This window comes from Aerococcaceae bacterium DSM 111021 (assembly GCA_020112395.1).
GTDB lineage: Bacteria > Bacillota > Bacilli > Lactobacillales > Aerococcaceae > Ruoffia.
In genome coordinates this window covers 1-18,310 of the sequence record JACCEK010000002.1, presented here as the reverse complement: position 1 = coordinate 18,310, position 18,310 = coordinate 1, and the positions used below count along the sequence as shown (strand labels likewise).

Annotated in this window: 12 protein-coding genes; 9 read left to right on the top strand and 3 right to left on the bottom strand. The window is 35.5% G+C overall.

The features are described 5' to 3' along the window. Nucleotides 1-123: 123 nt before the first annotated feature. The 6 genes from HYQ40_06250 to HYQ40_06225 all read left to right on the top strand — a co-directional run bounded on the left by HYQ40_06250 (nucleotide 124) and on the right by HYQ40_06225 (nucleotide 9,034). Entirely contained in the window at nucleotides 124-1,980 is a 1,857-nt protein-coding gene (locus HYQ40_06250; GenBank protein ID MBZ6527374.1) for a hypothetical protein, read from the top strand. 387 nt (nucleotides 1,981-2,367) lie between these two features. Beyond that, nucleotides 2,368-3,876: an LPXTG cell wall anchor domain-containing protein gene (locus tag HYQ40_06245; protein ID MBZ6527373.1), complete on the top strand. Its 1,509-nt coding sequence runs from the start codon at nucleotides 2,368-2,370 to the stop codon at nucleotides 3,874-3,876. A gap of 150 nt (nucleotides 3,877-4,026) precedes the next feature. After that, nucleotides 4,027-5,247, top strand: coding sequence for a bifunctional phosphopantothenoylcysteine decarboxylase/phosphopantothenate--cysteine ligase CoaBC (gene coaBC, locus HYQ40_06240; protein ID MBZ6527372.1), 1,221 nt, complete (start codon nucleotides 4,027-4,029; stop codon nucleotides 5,245-5,247). A gap of 71 nt (nucleotides 5,248-5,318) precedes the next feature. Continuing rightward, a complete protein-coding gene (locus HYQ40_06235; GenBank protein MBZ6527371.1) occupies nucleotides 5,319-6,056 on the top strand; it encodes an ABC transporter ATP-binding protein in 738 nt (245 codons plus the stop codon). Beyond that, nucleotides 6,056-7,315: an ABC transporter permease gene (locus HYQ40_06230; GenBank protein ID MBZ6527370.1), complete on the top strand. Its 1,260-nt coding sequence runs from the start codon at nucleotides 6,056-6,058 to the stop codon at nucleotides 7,313-7,315. Before HYQ40_06235 ends, HYQ40_06230 begins: the two co-directional genes overlap by 1 nt. Before the next feature lie 387 nt (nucleotides 7,316-7,702). Continuing rightward, complete coding sequence (locus HYQ40_06225; protein MBZ6527369.1) at nucleotides 7,703-9,034, top strand: FAD-dependent oxidoreductase; 1,332 nt, start codon at nucleotides 7,703-7,705, stop codon at nucleotides 9,032-9,034. A gap of 68 nt (nucleotides 9,035-9,102) precedes the next feature. Here HYQ40_06225 and HYQ40_06220 read toward each other — a convergent pair whose 3' ends face one another. Next, on the bottom strand, nucleotides 9,103-10,599 hold the full coding sequence (locus HYQ40_06220) for a helix-turn-helix domain-containing protein (GenBank protein ID MBZ6527368.1): 1,497 nt from the start codon (nucleotides 10,597-10,599) through the stop codon (nucleotides 9,103-9,105). A gap of 213 nt (nucleotides 10,600-10,812) precedes the next feature. Between HYQ40_06220 and HYQ40_06215 the strand changes: the two genes are divergently transcribed. The 3 genes from HYQ40_06215 (at nucleotide 10,813) to HYQ40_06205 (ending at nucleotide 14,044) form a co-directional block, all read left to right on the top strand. Then, nucleotides 10,813-11,796 carry an NAD(P)H-quinone oxidoreductase gene (locus HYQ40_06215; GenBank protein MBZ6527367.1) on the top strand — a complete coding sequence of 328 codons (984 nt, stop codon included), beginning with the start codon at nucleotides 10,813-10,815 and terminating at the stop codon, nucleotides 11,794-11,796. Nucleotides 11,797-11,935: 139 nt separating this feature from the next. Then, nucleotides 11,936-13,018 (top strand): M42 family metallopeptidase, encoded by a 1,083-nt coding sequence (locus HYQ40_06210; protein MBZ6527366.1) that lies wholly within the window; start codon nucleotides 11,936-11,938, stop codon nucleotides 13,016-13,018. Nucleotides 13,019-13,036: 18 nt separating this feature from the next. Further along, nucleotides 13,037-14,044 carry a lipoate--protein ligase gene (locus HYQ40_06205; protein MBZ6527365.1) on the top strand — a complete coding sequence of 336 codons (1,008 nt, stop codon included), beginning with the start codon at nucleotides 13,037-13,039 and terminating at the stop codon, nucleotides 14,042-14,044. A gap of 66 nt (nucleotides 14,045-14,110) precedes the next feature. On the opposite strand, the gene HYQ40_06200 is transcribed toward HYQ40_06205, so the two are convergent. Together HYQ40_06200 and gshAB are read right to left on the bottom strand one after the other, a co-directional pair. Next, a complete protein-coding gene (locus tag HYQ40_06200; protein MBZ6527364.1) occupies nucleotides 14,111-14,953 on the bottom strand; it encodes a hypothetical protein in 843 nt (280 codons plus the stop codon). A gap of 111 nt (nucleotides 14,954-15,064) precedes the next feature. After that, nucleotides 15,065-17,341 (bottom strand): bifunctional glutamate--cysteine ligase GshA/glutathione synthetase GshB, encoded by a 2,277-nt coding sequence (gene gshAB, locus HYQ40_06195; GenBank protein MBZ6527363.1) that lies wholly within the window; start codon nucleotides 17,339-17,341, stop codon nucleotides 15,065-15,067. Nucleotides 17,342-18,310: the final 969 nt, after the last annotated feature.

The window sequence follows — 18,310 nt, the reverse complement described above, 5'->3', positions numbered from 1 at the left end:
TATATGTAAGTATTGTGTTTATTATATTACGAATGTTTCATTTAATAAAAAATTATACTTTAACTACCTAATGTTTGGAATGATGATATAATTAATTTATATATTATAAAGGAGTGACATTTAATGAAGAAATCTTTAAAGACCCTTGTCGTAAGTTTATTAAGCGCGAACTTAATTGTTGGATCGATGGCAACAATTGTGCAAGCTGAAGAAGGCGGAGACCAACCGGTTGTGTCGGACCTACCTAGTGAAAACCCTGGTGATGATACAATTGGTGGGGAAACCGGTGATGGAGACACTGGAAACGGATCAGATACTGGTGGCCACCAGGATGACGGCACTGGTAATGATAGTAGTGTAGGAAATGGCGAAGGCGAGAATGGTGGTACTGATGGAGACGGAAGTTCATCAACACCAGAGGAAAGTAAAAGTGAATCAGAAGGGTCACAAGAGAGCTCAGACGAATCTGAAGAGAGCGACGATGAGTCAGAAGAATCTGATGAATCAGAAGAATCAGAAGAATCAGAAGAATCTGATGAATCAACGGATGAAGGTACAGTTACGCCGCCAACTTATCCAGTAGGACCACCAAGTTCATATGTTCCACCAAGAACGGTTCCAAGAACACCAGTATCAACGAGTACAGATGAATCGGAAACATCGATCGCTACTCAATTTGGAATCAACTCAAATGTTGAGAACTTAGAATCATTATTAGAGGCATCTCTCGAAGATCCTAATTTTGCGTTAGCTTGGGAAGATTATAAAACATTAATCAATGACTTTGAATTAAATGATATTACTTCAGAGACAGCTACAATGGGAAGTACTTTTGATGAAATCTTAACAAACTTTGAAGGTAATGTTGTTCCGGAACAATCGACAATGGAAGATGGACAAAATCTATTAGTATTCAATTATTCTGAAGAAACAGAAGAAGAAGGAGCTGTACCAGCGCAAATCATCTTAATTGGTGACGAAACTGGAAACTTAATTGGATCAGCACTACTACAAGCAAGTACTGTGCAAACAACGAATGAGGCTGTGAGTGCAGAAACAATTCAAAGCTTGGTCGATCAAGAAAATGCTGGATTGTATGCTCAAGACTTATTTGTCACTGCTTTATATCAATTATCATCTAATGATGTAACTTATACAACATTAGCGACACCAAGTGAAACTGAAGGCGTACACGAATTTATTACTTTAGATAATCAATTTGTCTTAAGTCACACTACTGGGGAACAAGCAGAAACTCCATTAGTAAATCAGCTACAAGAAATAATTGCTTCTTATATAGAAGGACTAGGAAACCAAGAGGTTGAGGAAACAAGTGAAGAATCGACTGAAGAGTCTGTTATGGATGAATCTACTAATGAAGCAAGTGAAACAAATCAACTAGAAGAGGTTGCAGAAGAAACTGAGGAAGAACAAATTGCTAACCGATTTGTTAGACAATTTTCGCCTATTGGATATGAAGAACTTCCACTATTAGAGTCTGGAACAATTACAAAAGGATACGAAGAATTAACGTCAGCTATTGATGGAGTTGAATTAATAGTAACTCCAGATCAATTGAATGAGATATTTGGAGCACCATCAAAAGAGCAAACTGCAGGCGAATCTATTTATTACGATTACTATGCTGTTGAAGATCAGAGGATAGTCTTACTAAAACTTCAAGTCAATGCAAATACTAACGCTGTATCATCAATGACTTATGACGTTAGAACACCGAAACTAGAAGAAGATTTAAATATTAATATAGAAGAATTATTTGATTTAGCTGCTACTGATTTGACGATAGAAGGTTTAGTGGAAGCTTTAGGCGAATCTAATTTAATTGAGCATATCTTCGGTGATAATCACCACTTACGTCATGTATGGACTAGTTATACTGATCCAGAAATGCGAAATATTGAAGCATATGAAGATGCTGCTACAGGTGAGGTTGAACTTTATTACTACGATCAAAATTAAGGTCAATGTTTAATTTCTTAAGAATTCCTTAAAAAGTTGTTGATTTTCTTAAGAGATGAGTTATAATGTATTCAAGGCATAAGAAATACTGCATGAACCGTGCAAACATTGTCGAATTACAATTACTCAAGTCATTAAAGAACGTAAAGATTTATTAAGTTTCAATTCTAACAGAAGTGTTACAAGAATGTATCAACTTGTGAAAACCATTGACGACGAAAATAAATCTTGGTATAGTTTTCTTAAGATGAACTTAAGGAATTCTTTATTAAGTTAAAGAATTGAATTTTGGGAAGTTTATCACTTAGGCATGTTAAACTTGCCAGTTGTATGTCGCTTAGGAGAATCTTATAAAATAGGTCTCGAATTAATAGGAGGAAATTATAAATGAAAAAATCATTAATTAAATTAGTAGCAGTTTCATCTGCAGCATTAGCATTAGGTGGAGTATTAGCACCAGTAGCATCAGTAACAGTTGAAGCAGCTCCATCAGGACAATCTTCAGAATTTAACCAAAAATTATTAGCAGATGCATTAGCTGATTACCAAGCAGCTTACGATGCTTTATACGGACCAGGCCGTGACGGATCTGGAGCAATTGGAAACCTAAAAACAGCAGAAGCTGATCGCGCTGCAAAAATTAAAGCTTTAGCAGATGCTCAAGCAAACTATGACAAATTAGTTGCTGAACTAGCTTCAGCAAACGCTGAATTAACTGATGCTAAAGCAGCTGAAGAAGCAGCTGACCGTGCATTAATTACTGTTACAGCAGAATACAATGCTGAAAAAGCAGCAATTGAAGAAGCATTAAAATACAATGCTGACACATTAGCTAAATATGACAGTGAAGAAGCTCAAGGTCATGCAGCAGTAGACGCTACAAAAGCTGAATTAGTAGCAGCAGAGAACAACGCACAAGTTGCATATGATTCTGCAGTTGCAGTTAACGCTGGTATCGTAGTACCTGCTACAGACGCAGTAAATTATGAAGAAGTTAAAGCTCAAAAAGACGCAGCTGAATTAGCAGAATTTAATGCAGCATCTGTTCTTGCAGACGCAGTAGCAGCAAACGCAGCATATGATGTTGCAGCAGAAAAAGCAGCAGTTACAGCAGCAGTAGAAGCTAAAAAAGCTAAGTTAGATGACGTTGTAGACAACACTAACAACTTAGACGGAGAGTACTTCGCTGAAGATAACGGTCTAATTACTCAAGCAAAAGCTAAATTAGATGCAGCAACAGCTCGTCGTGAAAAAGCTCAAGCAGAAGTTTCTCGTTTAGATGTTGAAGTTGCAACAGCACTTACAGCATTAAACACTGCTAAAACAGCTAAATTACAAGCTGATGGTTCAGTATTTGCTTTACAAGCAGAAGTTAACAATCAACACGCTAAATTAGTAACAGCAGTTGTTACTATCCAACGTGCTGCTGGAAACGAAAACATTCGTTATGCTGATATCGCAGACCGCTTCAGTGGAGTTCAACAAGACCTATTTGAAGAATTATACGGTAAATCAAGTGAAGAATTAGAAGCAGAAGGTAAAGCTTATGCTGATAGTGCTCAAACAGCTAAAGAAAACTTAGAAAACCTTAAAGATGGTAACCCAGACTTTATCGACCCAGATTACACTGATGTTGATACTGATGGAGAAGGTAACGAAGTAACTCCTCCAGTTGAGGAAACTCCAGGAGAAGAAACTCCAGGTGAAGATGACAACAACAACGGTGGATCTAACAACGGAAACGGATCTAACAACGGTGGATCTAACAACGGTTCTGGACAAGCAGAATTACCAGAAACTGGTGAGTCTTCATCATACGCAATCTTTGGAGCTGCTGCATTAGCTGTATTAGCTGGTGTTGGTTTAGTAGCACCTTCATTCAAAAAAGAAAACTAATTTTAACTAATTAGACTTTAAAAGATCAAGCTTCGGCTTGGTCTTTTTTTTATACATTTTTTCCTATAATAGATTGAAATACAGACATAAGACTAGTCAGTTTCACTAATATCATTTACAATTAATATAATGATAAGGAGTGAGTTAATAATGCTTAACCAAGTAAACATAGGATTATTTATAACAGGTGGTATCGCTAGTTATAAAATGGGTGAATTAGCACGCCAATTAATTAAGAAGGGTGCTAACGTCCGTGTTGTAATGAGTAAGAGTGCTCAAGAATTTATTACACCACTGACATTACAAACTTTAACAAAACATACTGTTTTAACGGATACATTTGATGAACATGATCCAACATCGATTCAACATATTCAAATTGCTGATTGGTTGGATGTTGCTTTAGTTGCACCGGCTACGGCGAATATTATTGGTAAGATGGCTAATGGTATATCTGATGACGCTGTCTCAAGTACATTAATGGCTGTGAACAAATTGCGTGTGATCGTTCCAGCGATGAATACTAAGATGTATGAAAACCCGGCAACACAAGCAAACATTAAGCGATTAGAATCATTTGGATACTATGTTATGGAGCCGGAAACTGGCTTTCTAGCAGAAGGATATACTGGGAAAGGTCGGATGCCTTCAGTTGAAGATATTGTGGAGATGGTTGAGTACCAATATATGCGTACAAGTTTACCTCAATGGTTGCAAGGGATGAAAGTTGTAGTGACAGCAGGAGGAACTGTAGAAAGAATTGATCCTGTTCGTTACATTTCGAATGATTCTTCTGGTCAGATGGGGTATGCGATGGCGAGAGCTGCTTCATATTATGGTGCAGATGTCACTTTAATATCAACTAAGCCAAACTTAAAGGTGCCACTTAATGTTAATGCAGTCTACGTTGATTCAGCAATTGCTATGCAAGTACAAGTGAATAAGTACTTTGGTGATACTAATTATGTTGTGATGTCAGCAGCTGTAAGTGATTACCGTGTTGTTAATCAAGCGGATCAAAAGATAAAGAAAGAAGCGGGTAGTGATAATTCATTACAACTTGATTTAGCTGAGAATCCAGATATTTTAGCCACATTAGGTAAAGAAAAAGACCAACAAGTCTTAATTGGTTTTGCGGCCGAGACACAAAATCTATTCGAGTATGCTTCAGGTAAGTTGAAAAACAAAAAAGCTGATTGGATTATTGCGAATGATGTATCCGATAAGGGGATTGGTTTTAACTCATCTCACAATGAAGTGTTAGTTATTGGTGCGGATGGAACCTATGAAGAAATATCAGTGAGATCTAAACTAAAAGTAGCCTTAGAAATCTGGCGTATTGTATTGGATCCGGGTTTTACCACTGATTAGTGAGTTCATCTTAAGTTAGGATGGATATGCTATAATAACTGAGTAACTTTATTGTAATAAAGGAGAGTATAATGACATTACAAGTAGATAATTTATTTAGCGGGTACAGACAAGTACCAGTATTGAAAGACATTAATTTTTCAATTCAATTTGGAGATATAGTAGGATTAATTGGTTTAAATGGAGCAGGGAAATCAACTTTATTAAAAACGATTCTTGGTTTGATTGAGCCTCAACAAGGAACAGTCAAGATAAATGGCAAATCAATTATTGATAATCATAAAGATTATGCCAAGAATATTGCTTATATTCCTGAAACGCCTATCTTATATGAAGAGTTAACGTTGCAGGAACATATTGAGATGACTGCTTTGGGCTATAATATTCCGGTGGATGTTGCTATGCAACGTGCAGAGCCATTATTAAAAATGTTTAGATTAGATAAGAACTTGAATTGGTTTCCAACGCATTTTTCAAAAGGGATGAAGCAAAAAGTAATGGTCATCTGTGCTTTAATAACAGATGCTAAAATACTTATTATTGACGAACCCTTCTTAGGTTTGGATCCAATTGCGATTCGTGACTTTACAAATCTCTTAAAAGAACGAGCAGCAGATGGCTCAGCAATTTTATTTACAACACATGTTTTAAGTATCGCTGATGAATTGTGTGATTACTTCTTGATGTTGCGTGCAGGTGTTTTAATTGGACAAGGTGACTTACCAGCTTTAAGAGAACATTTTCTTATGCCAGAAGCGTCGTTAGATGATATTTATATCGAGATGACTGAGCAAGAGGAGGCGCTCTAATGGGTGACTTCAAGAGCTTATGGCAGCAGCGGTATTCAAATTATTTAAAAGAAATAGGTAAGTATTCTAAGTTAATTATGAATGATCATTTTTCAATCATTTTACTTATCATCTTAGCTTTTGGTGCTTTGTATTATCGAGACTTAATCATGCAATTACAAGCGTTGGATCTGAGTGTCATTCGTTGGGTTATTATTCTTGGTGTGGTTATATGGTTGAGTAGTATTTTCCAATTCGGACAGCCTATTTGGTTGACCAAAGACCCAGACAAAAGCTATTTATTTCCCCGAGGTGAAGAGTGGCATAGTTATTGGTTACGAAGCACAGTGGTTTCATTAGTTTTACCGATAGTAATCATTTCAATAGGAACTGTGATGATTATTCCATTTTTAGATTTAATCTCAGTGTGGCAATTGAGTCAAAGCTGGGTTCTTATTCTGTATATGGTAGCTTTTAAAGTCTTAAGTTTTCTTTTGTTATATTTGGACGTATTCAGCTTAGGCTTTGCTCAGTTGATCGGACAACAATTAACAAGGTGGCATCATACGCTACTCGTGGCAATGGTCCTATTATTAACATTCGCTTTACCTACGGTATGGAGTATGTATATTCCATTGGTTGTTGGTTTCCTTTTGATAATCTATATATTCTGGGCAATGTCAAAACGGAGTGAACGTTGGGTTGCTTTTGATTATGTGGTTGAGGAAGAGACCCGACGCGAAGCCAGTTTTTATAAGTGGGTTTCGATATTTGCGGATGTTCCTCATTTAAGACCATCGGTTAAACGTCGTCCATATCTTGATAAAGCACTTATGTTTATGAAGAAGTTAAATAATAATCGCTATTCATACTTATTCCTAAGAGCGCTGTTTAGAAACAACGCCTACAGTGGAGTGTGGATTCGAGTGATGCTGTTTATCTCAGTTTTAATGATTATAACCAATAATCGTTGGATGTTACTTGGAATGGGAATAATGAGCCACATTCTAACTTTTATACAACTTGTTCCATTAATGACAGTTTATACGAATCAACCCTTTCAACGAATTTATCCTAATCGAGAAGGTTCAGTTGTTAAGGCATTTCAAGGGACGACTTTAGTGATAGCTGCCATTCAGTTGGTTGCATATATATTAATTGTTTGCTTGACACAACCTTTAACAATCCAATTAGGTTATATTATAATGGCTTGGATTGTAGTCGCAGTTGTCATGATATTTTTATATGTTCCTTGGTGGTATAAGAAGCAAACAAAGTAACTCAAGTAAGCAGTGATTTAAATCACTGCTTTTTTTATGTTGTAATAAAATTGTGTTTAACATTTTATACCAATCATTTCACAAACTATCCTTTTTGGGTTAAATACTCAATTATATACGAGATTGAAACAATTAGGCATCCTTTACAAATCGCAATATATTTAGATAAATACAGATGTAAACGCATTGTATACAACGAGTATAATAGTTAACTCTAAATTTCACAAGCCTATAAGCAATTATTATAGCGAAATTGATAAGGTTATAAAGCTTGTTTAGCCAGTGTTTACCTACATTTCACAAACTATCTCATAAAAATTTAATTTAAAATGTTAAATTGTTTGTGATACTATGTACTTACAAAGTAGTAATAGGGGGAAATAATTTATGAAAGTTGTAATTATTGGAGCAAATCACGCAGGTATCGCAGCAGCAAATGTTTTATTAGATGAGTATAAAAATAATGAAGTCGTATTAATCGAAAAAAACGATAATATTAGTTATGTTGGAGCAGGGACTGCATTATGGATTGCCCGTGAAGTAGAAGACTGTAATGACTTATTCTATGCTAAAAGTGGAGATTTTGAAAACAAAGGTGCGCGTATCATGATGGAAACATCTGTTGATAATGTGGATTACGCTAATAAAGTTGTTCACGCTGTAAGAAAAAATGGCGAAAAGATTGAAGAATCGTATGACAAATTAATCCTAGCTACAGGTTCAAAACCAATTGAGCCGAATGTACCTGGTAAGGACTTAGATGGAATTCACTTCTTGAAATTATTCCAAGAAGGACAAGCAGTAGATGCAGAGTTAAATAAAGATGAAGTACAAAGAGTTGCTGTAATTGGTGCTGGTTACATTGGTGTTGAGGTTGCAGAAGCGATCCAACGTCGTGGTAAACAAGTATTATTATTTGATGCAATGTCTACTTCTTTATCTAATTACTATGACGAAGAATTTGCAGAATTAATGGACAAAAACTTAGCGGATAACGGTATAGACTTAAAGTTCGGCGAATTAGCTGAAGCTTATGAAGGTCAAAACGGACGTGTTAGCGCAATTAAAACAAATAAAGGTCATTACGACATTGATTTAGTTGTGAATGCGATTGGCTTCCGACCTAATAATGATTTAGGACAAGGTCACTTAGAATTATTCGCTAACGGTGCATACTTAGTAGATCGTCATCAACAAACAAGTGATCCAGATGTATATGCAGTAGGTGACTGTGCAACAGTTTACTCGAACGCTTTACAAGACACTGCTTATATTGCTTTAGCTAGTAACGCTGTTCGTTCAGGAATCGTTGGTGGACATAATGTTGCTGGTACTGACTTAGAACACGTTGGAGTTCAAGGGTCAAATGGTATCTCAATCTTTGGCTTAAACTTAGTTTCTACAGGCTACTCTGTGAAAGCATGTGAACGTTTCGGTATCGACGTTGATTACGTTGAGCATGAAGATGTTCAAAAATCTGAATACATGAGTGGAAACGAACCAGTGAAGATCCGTATCGTATTCGAAAAAGGATCGCGTCGTATTGTTGGAGCACAAATTGCTTCTCGTTATGATATGTCAGCAACAATTCACATGTTCTCATTAGCTATTCAAGAAAAAGTGACTATTGATACATTGAAGTTAACTGATATTTTCTTCTTACCTCACTTTAACAAGCCTTACAACTATATTACTACGGCTGCTTTAAAAGCTAAATAATTTATATATTTAAACTGCTATTCATTTAGCAGTTTTTTATTTTCAATAAAAGAGCACTGGGCAACTGCCTAGTGCTCTTTTGGATTGGAATCAAACATTTCATTTAGAATATTTAGTAAAGCAATTGTATCTTCAATAGTAATGATAGAACGAATGGTTAAAGTATGTTTATCAGACAGCTTAGGTAAAGGATAATTACCAATGATAATGTCGTAGTCAGATTGACTTAAGGAGTCAAAGTCGAGTAAGGCGTCTGTATAAACATCAAAATGAATGCGATTAGAGAATTGGAATGTCAATTGTGATTTAACCATCAGCGCATGATTGATATCGAAAGCACTAATAATTAAGGCTTTAACTATACGACCATTCGTATATAGTGAAGTCGACAAATTTTCCCAGTGAGTGTAGAGAATATAAATTAAGTGATTGAGAAAATCAGGGTGATATTCAATGGATGAAGCATTTAAATACTCTACGAGTTGAGCTTTACAAGCATCGACAAAAGATGGATGATGTTTTACTAAGTCTTTTACGAAAAGTCCTTTTGCGTCGTATAGAATGTAACTTGAGTTCATAACAAACTTATATAAAGTTACCGAACTAAAAAGATAATAAATTAAATCTTCTTCATTTGGTAAGGACAGAGTAAATTGTTCAGAAATAGTGTGTAGCATTGCCTTTAATCGATTATATGATGTTCTTAATGCTGGGTTTCCATCAAGAGCGTAAAGTAATTCCTTTGTTGAATAGTAGTAATTTTTTAATAAGGAGCCTTTGAATAAATCATAAACGAGTTGAACTTCAAACTGAACATTGTTGCTTTTGAATAAATGTGTTAATTGCTCCCGAATTAAAGGATGCTTGTCCAGAAGTTGTTCAACAAGGTCTTGACGGAATTCGACATCATCAAATTCATAAAATCCTTGTTTAAGGCGAATGGCATTAATAATAATTGAATGTTTTACTGTACGAAGAATCGTATAATCAATTGTTGTGTTTAAATCTTGATTCAGAAAAATTAACAAATTATCTAAATATTCAATATTTAACCAACTGATTTCACTTAGTGTATCAAAGTATCGCTCAGTAATAAATTGCGTTAGGAAATATCGAATATCAATCTCTTTACCAATGAACTTAAACGGATTAAAAGAGATTTCAATGCTGTATCGCTCTTTTAGTGCGATATTCATTGTGCTTAATAATCGGTATAAGGTTGAGCGACTGAGATTTAATTTTGAAACTAAATCATCTAAGGTCAATGAACCATGTTTTAAAATTTCATTAATAATCATGAAGCCTTTTGAGGTTGATAAAAAATAACGGTAGACAGTCTGAATATTTTGATTTGATTTATATATAAGCTCAACAGTCGGACCTGTTGAATGAATAGTGAATTGTGTGGCTATTTCACTAATTGTATCAATATCATCAGAAATTGTGCGTTGAGATGATTCGAGTCGAGAAGCCAACTCTTTATATGTAATCGGTTCTGTAAGATCACTCAATAACTCAATGATACTTAATCGTCTTTCTTCTTGGTTAGAAAGAATTCGTCTCATAGTTAAAACTCCTTCCTAAGGTGAGTTGTATTAAAAAAACTAATTAATATACCTGAAAATAATAATATCATGTATCATGACATTTGTAATGTTTAAAATCTTAAGGTATCTTTATTTAGAAGGTATTATTTTGATTTAAAGAGGGTGTCTTGTTATGATAATAGTGAGATTTAAAGCAAGAAATTCAACATATAAATTTATAGGAGGACTCAAATGAAAGTATGGTCAATGACAGAACCTGGTGGATCGGATAAATTAGTTCAAGAAGAAAGACCGACTCCACTTCCAGCAGATGGAGAAGTGCTAATCAAAGTGAAAGCATTCGGGATTAACCGAACTGAAATAATTACACGTGAAAACAAACAATTAGAAGCACCTTATCCAGTATTTGGAATCGAAGTATCAGGTGAAATTATAGAGAATCGTTCTAACCGCCCCGACTTAAAGCCTGGTACACGAATTGCAGGGTTAGTGAATCAAGGGTCATATGCAGAGTATGCCGTTGTTCCGGCAGAGTTTGCCATCATTTTGCCAGAGAATATGAGTTATGAGCAAGGCGCAGCAATACCCGAAGTATTCTTAACAGCTTATCAAACCATGTACTGGCTAGGTGATTTAAAGCAATCTGATTCAATCTTGATTCATGCGGGAGCGAGTGGGGTAGGAACTTCAGCGATTCAGATGGCAAAACAACTAAGCCAAGCGAAAGTGATCGCAACTTCAAGTCGTGAGGAAAAGTTAGTTCGGATTAAAGAGTTGGGTGCTGATGTTGCAATTAATTATAAAGAAGAAGACATCGCAACACGTGTATTAGAAGAGACAAATGGTGAAGGTGTGGATGTCATACTTGATTTTGTCGGAGCATCATATTATGAAACAAATGTGAAAAGTGCCGGTATAGATGCTCGTTGGATTCTCATTGGAATACTTGGAGGCGCAAAGGTAGACGATTTTAATCTATTTGAGCTCATGAAGAAACGTATTCACTTAAAAGGGACATTGCTGACTCCACGAAGTGATGACTACAAAGGTGAATTGACTGCAGAATTCGTAAAAAATGTCATGCCTTTAATGGAAAAAGGGGAGATTAAACCGATCATTCATAAGGTCGTTGATTTTGATGAGTTACCTAAAGCTCATGATATGATGGAAAACAATGAAAATATCGGTAAAATCGTTATCCGAATCAATCAGTAAAGAACCGTTTAGCTCCATTATATTGGGGCTTTTCTATTTAACACATGATATTAGTATATATCATTCGATATGTTCACCATTTTTATGAATAAGTGTTAAAATATTTAGTAATGAAGAAAGACAGAAAGGAAATGAATGTATGGAATTGAATAAAGAATTATTAGTAAACTTAACAGAAGTAAAGGGAATTGCGGGTAATGAAACCCAAGTGCGTGAACTATTTAAGAAAGAAACTGAATCATATGTGGATGAGTTTGTTCAAGATGGGCTAGGAGGAATCTTTGGAAAACACACCGGAAATGCAGACGGACCTAGAGTATTAATGGCAGCGCATATGGATGAAGTGGGATTCATGGTAAGTCAAATCACGGATAAAGGATTCATCAAATTCGTTACCATCGGTGGTTGGTGGAGTCAAGTTGTATTAGCGCAAGAAGTAGTTATTACAACTAGAGACGGGAAAGAAATTGAAGGTGTTACTGGATCAAAACCACCTCACGTTCTTTCAGCAGAATCACGTAAGAAGCCAATTGATATGAAAGATATTTTTGTTGATGTAGGTGCACAGTCTAAAGAAGATATTGAAAAAATGGGAATTCGTCCAGGAGATATGATTACACCACTAATTAAAACGCGTCGTCTGAACGATACACCCTTCTTATTAGGGAAAGCTTGGGATAACCGTATTGGTGTAGCTGTTGCTGTTGAAGTATTAAAACATGCAAAAGAAAAAGGGCACGATACTGTACTTTTCTCAGGAGCAAATGTTCAAGAAGAAGTAGGACTTCGTGGAGCAAAAGCTGCAGCAAACTTAGTTCAACCAGATATCGCGATTGCGTTAGACACAGGAACAGCTGGAGATACTCCTGGTATGACTAAAGCAGAAGCTGACAGTGAATTAGGTAAAGGACCACAAGTTATTGTATTTGATGCATCGATGATTGGGCACAAAGGTTTCCGTGACTTTGTTGTTGATGTAGCAGAAAAACATGACATTCCATTCCAATATACATTCATCCCAGGTGGAGGAACGGACGCAGGCTCAATTCACACAGCACAAGCTGGAATTCCCTCGATTGCAATTACTGTGCCGGTTCGTTACTTACATTCAACGACTTCTGTAATTCATGAAGATGACTTCAAGAATACAGTTCGTCTTGTTACAGCCATTCTAGATGAATTAAATGCGGAGTCAGTCGCTACAATTAAAGAAAACGTCTAAGGAAAAGAGGGTAATAATATGATTTTTGTTGATAATGGAAATAACTATGATGCAAGTCTGAATATCGCCTTAGAAACATACTTAGTTGAGAACCGTTTAGTGGATGAACCAATCTTATTATTCTATATTAATGCGCCATCAATTATAGTAGGACGTAATCAAAATACGACTGAAGAAATTAATCAAGCCTATGTAGATGAGCATAATGTTCAAGTTGTTCGCCGAATGTCAGGTGGGGGAGCAGTTTATCACGATTTAGGGAATTTTTGTTTCTGCTTTATTAAAGATGACGATGGAACTTTCCGAGACTTTAAGAGTGTCACAGAACCAATCGTTAATGCTCTGCATAAGATGGGAGCTACTGAAGCTGGTTTACAAGGGCGAAATGACTTATTAATTGATGGTAAAAAATTCTCTGGTAATGCTATGTATGCAAAAGACGGTCGCATGACTGCTCATGGAACTATTCTTTTTGATTCAGACTTAGATGAGACGAATAATGTCCTTAAGCCTAGAAAAGCAAAAATTGAATCTAAAGGAATTAAATCAGTTCGTTCGCGTGTAACGAACATCAAGCCTTATGTAGATGAAAAATATCAAAATCTGACGACAGAAGAGTTCCGAGATTTAATCTTGTTGGAAATCTTTGGCGTTGAACGACGTGAAGATGTGCCAGAATTCAAATTAACAGATGAAATTTGGGAAGGTGTGCATAAACTGCGTGAAGAACGTATGGGGAACTGGGATTGGAACTATGGGAAATCACCTGACTTTGATTTTGAACAAAGTCATAAATTTCCATTTGGTTTCGTTGACGTTCGCTTTAACGTTAGTCAAGGCGTCATCAAAGACGCACATATCTTTGGGGATTTCTTCGGGTTAGGTAACATCAAAGATGTAGAAGATAAATTAAACGGTGTAAAATATGAACGACTTGCAGTAACAGAAGCGTTAGCGAATGTTGATGTAAATAAATATTTTGGTAATACAACGTTAGAAGAAATCGTAAATCTAATCTTTGCTTAAAAAAATTACACATGCAAAAAGACCAAGTAACTTGTACGAATCAAGTTGCTTGGTCTTTTTTATTGATTATTCACCCTGGAGTTGATGCCCAATACCAACCATGATATCACGGAAGTCAGTGATGTAACTAATTTCTGAGAAAGCCTCATCGGTGTCTGAGTACCATACATATGTAATGATCGAATTGGGGAAGTCATGAAACACACTATCTGGCTCGCCGATTTCTTGAATCATATCGCTATAAGTCACACCACTCGTATGAGCCATTTGGTTTAACTGAGCTTGTGAGATATTAAAGTCTTTATTAAAATTAAAATCTTCATTAGTGTGTTCGTTTAGAGCGTATACTTTATCATCCAATAAAACGACAATAAAATCCTTACTAAACATGTCATCGCCAGCTGAGTAGATTAATAGCTCATAGGAACCAGCTAATGTTATAGTTGTCGGCTTTCCTAGCGACTCAATAATTTGATTTTTTTGTACAACAATTTCATTATTATGCATGTCTAATGCGGTATCAACTAAGCCAGAGTAAGTGTCTTTGAAAGTATCAGCGTCCTCATAGACAATATCTTGAAAATCAATATTGAAAGTTAAACTTATGACCTCGTCAACGTCCGTTGTGACATCAGCGATAACTTCCAAGCTAATGGCTTCCTCTGGTTTCTCCATAATAAAGGTTTGACGGGAAATAGTATCGTCAATCACTTCATCTGAGCTAGGTTCACCAAACGTTTGGTGCAATTGATCGAGCGTATAAACATCCTTGTTTAGTATAGCATCGACAAAAATGCTATTTTGTTTTTCTGCTGAAGCAATAACATCCTCGGCAAAAATAGTTGTTGAATTTCCTAAGCCTGCTAAGCTTAGTGATACGATAACCACATATTTCAAATATTTCATCATCCAATCTGCTCCTTTATAAAAATACTTCACTAACGCTATTATACGCCAGTGAAGCATTCGCTCCAATAAAGGAATTGTAAAGTTTATGTAAATGTAAATTCTAACATATTATTATGATTTGTAAACATCAGGAAATAACTGTTCTACCATCGCCTTACCTAAAAGACGTGGTGTCCCTTCTCCAGGGAAGCGGTGAATAGCAATCATAGGATTAAAATTCGCTTCAATAATTCCGTAATTATCTGAAGTCGGTTCATTTGTGTAATCTTTAATAATTATATCGACCCCACAGAAGTTAGCATTCAATAACTCAGAGGCTCTTTCAGCGATTGATTTGTAACCTTTATGTGTATCATCAGTTCGGTCAATTGAAATACCGCCCGTTGAAACATTACTATTTTCACGCAAGAAGACAGTCTTATCTTTTTCCGGAATAGATTCAAACGTATATCCGTAATTTTTTAACTGCAGCGTTTCAATTCGGCCTTTTTCTATAATCGTTAAAGGCGCTTTGTGATCACGGCCACGTAATGGATTCTTATTCACCTCGTCGATTAATTCACTAATTGTAGAAGAACCATCACCTATAACATGTGCTGGACGACGTTCAACAATTGCCATCGTTTTATTATCTTGAATATAGAAGCGTAATTCAGTTCCTTCTATATACTCCTCAACTAAAACCGTATGGTCTTCTTTATAAGCAAAACTCAATGCATCGTTATAATCATCTTGATCGGGTTTATCACGGAATATCGTAATACCTAAACCATAATTAGTATTTTTTGGTTTAACAACAATAGCTTTATTTGGAAGAGAAGCGTAGAAAGCTTTAGCATCCTCAATGTTGTTAAAAGATGTTCCAGTAGGAACGTTTAGTCCACCCTCATCTAATAAAACTTTTGTAGCAACTTTGTTCTCCATTAAGAAATAACTGATTAAAGAATCAAGTCTCGTCATATTAGCACTTTTAACATATTCAGTTTGCCCTTGGTAGGATAACTCAATAATATTCTCATCAGCATCAATGATTCTAACTTTAATGCCAGCTTTAATCGCTTCTTTTAAAACATCTTGTGTAGAAAGCTCAAGATCATCAAAGCCGTGAAGTAAGTATGGCTTGTCTAAGTAAACTGCTTGATGCTCTTTTGCAAGAGATAAGCCCATATCAAGAAACTCATCGTAATTTTTAGCGTCTTTAACAATTTGCCCAGCTAAAGTTAATGAAGGATCTTCAAGAGAAGCTTCAAGTTTATCTACTATAGAAGGTATGTTATCAATAGAAGGTAACTGTTGGGAAACTTCGCGCATTGCTTTAATTAACCAACGAGCTTCTTCTATATCAATAGGTGTATCTAATGCATCAGCTTCAGATGTTGCGTAATTCATCTCTGTACCTTTATCAATTTCAGAGTCATGTGTTACATCGGGTAAGAATAACAATGTAATTAAAAAAAGACGAACCAAAGCGATTGTATCATTATCAATACCGTGAGGGTGATAAGGATTTAAATCTATATTACGAAACTCAAGATAACTAATACCATTATCTAAAAGTTCACGGGCTGTAGCACCACCCCGAAGTCGGACATCACGATACAATTCTTTCTCAAGCGACAAGGCACCAGAATTGACAGCCTCTTCAATTGATTCTACAAACTCGTCTAAAGAATCATAATTCATAACGACTGTTTCTTTATTCTGATAACCGAATCGACTCTGTCTAATCGATCGCATTCTGTCAGAATGTGGTTTCCCATATAAATTGGTTGCGTAATTAGGAGCGACATAAGGAGAAGCGCCAATTGCATAAGTTAATAACCAACGATAACGGAAATAATTCCTAGTCAAATGCATGTATACTTCATTATTGAATAGTAGTTCATCATCAAATTCAGTTTGAGCGCCAAAAGAATCACTTTCAACCTCAGGATTAATTTGGAAATTATAGTGAATTCCAGAAATCAATTGAACATGCTTCCCATATAGTTCAGCAAGAAAAGCTCGGTAGTTATATTCTTCTACCTTCTCCAGTTGTGCAATTTTAATATCCTCAGTCTTATCAGGGATAATAACAGGTGTACTAAATGGCCATAATAAATCGCCATTCACTTCATTAGTAGTAGCGACTATCTGATGAAATGAACTCAACCAATCTTGCAGTTCAGTAATAGAGTGAGTAGGGGGCGTAATTAATTCTAATTGACTCTCAGCGAAGTCAGTTTGTATGTATGGTTGTTGTTTACGTGTTCCCCATTCTGAAGAGTGAAGATGATTCGATATATTTCCATCATGGTCTATACGTAATGATTCTCGTTCAAGTCCAATTGTACTACGCCATAAACCTGGTACTTGCACGAGTTTAAAAAATCTCTCTTGTGTAATCAATATAATCCTCCTTTGAATTAAGAGTATAATACATTATACAACAATAACGGACATTATATAGTAGAAAGTGATTTCAAAAGTAATAGAAGAAAAAGAATACAAAAAAAGGGAAAAGAAAGTATAAAATAGTGTTGACACTATAGCGCAACCCATGGTATATTATCTCTTGTCGTCACAAGACGTTGTTACAATGTCTGGCGATACCGAATATGGTTTACAGTAAATTTACATAAAATTTACAAAAAAAGCAAAAAAGTGTTGACGAAATCAATCGTCGATGATAATATAACATAAGTTGCTACTACAACACATGTAGCGCTTACAACTACCGAAATGAATTTGAAAATAAATTCAGGAAAACACTTTACAGATATTGTAAAGCATGGTAGGATATAAAAGTTGTCATTTGAAACAACACTAATCATGTGAATCACTTTGAAAGAAATAATTCAAAAAAGTGAAATATGTTGTTGACACAACATAGCACACATGTTATTATTTAAAAGTTGTCATTTGAAACAACAAACAAAGCAAGCGAGTCACTTGGAAAAAGAAATTAAGAAAAGTGAAGAATATTGTTGACACAATATACTCCGCATGTTAAGATATTGAAGTCGTCAAAGAGGCGACAACATCACGTTAGCACTTCACCTGATTTAGAAAATAAATCAAAAAAGTTTTAAAAAGTTGTTGACATCAAGTCACAACCGTGATATTCTATATAAGTTGTTAAAACAAACAACACATCGCTTCGAACAAGAAGTTGAAAAACATTTTTAAAAAAATGTTGACAACAACTTAAAGAATGTGATACAATATAAAAGTTGTTGCTTGAAAAAGCACAATGAAAGCTCATTGAAAACTGAACAAAGATAAACACACCAAATGTGTAATGGGGTCTGTTGATTTATCAACAGACACAACCAAACAATTCGATCTGGATGACCACCAGTATAAAAAGGGTCAACA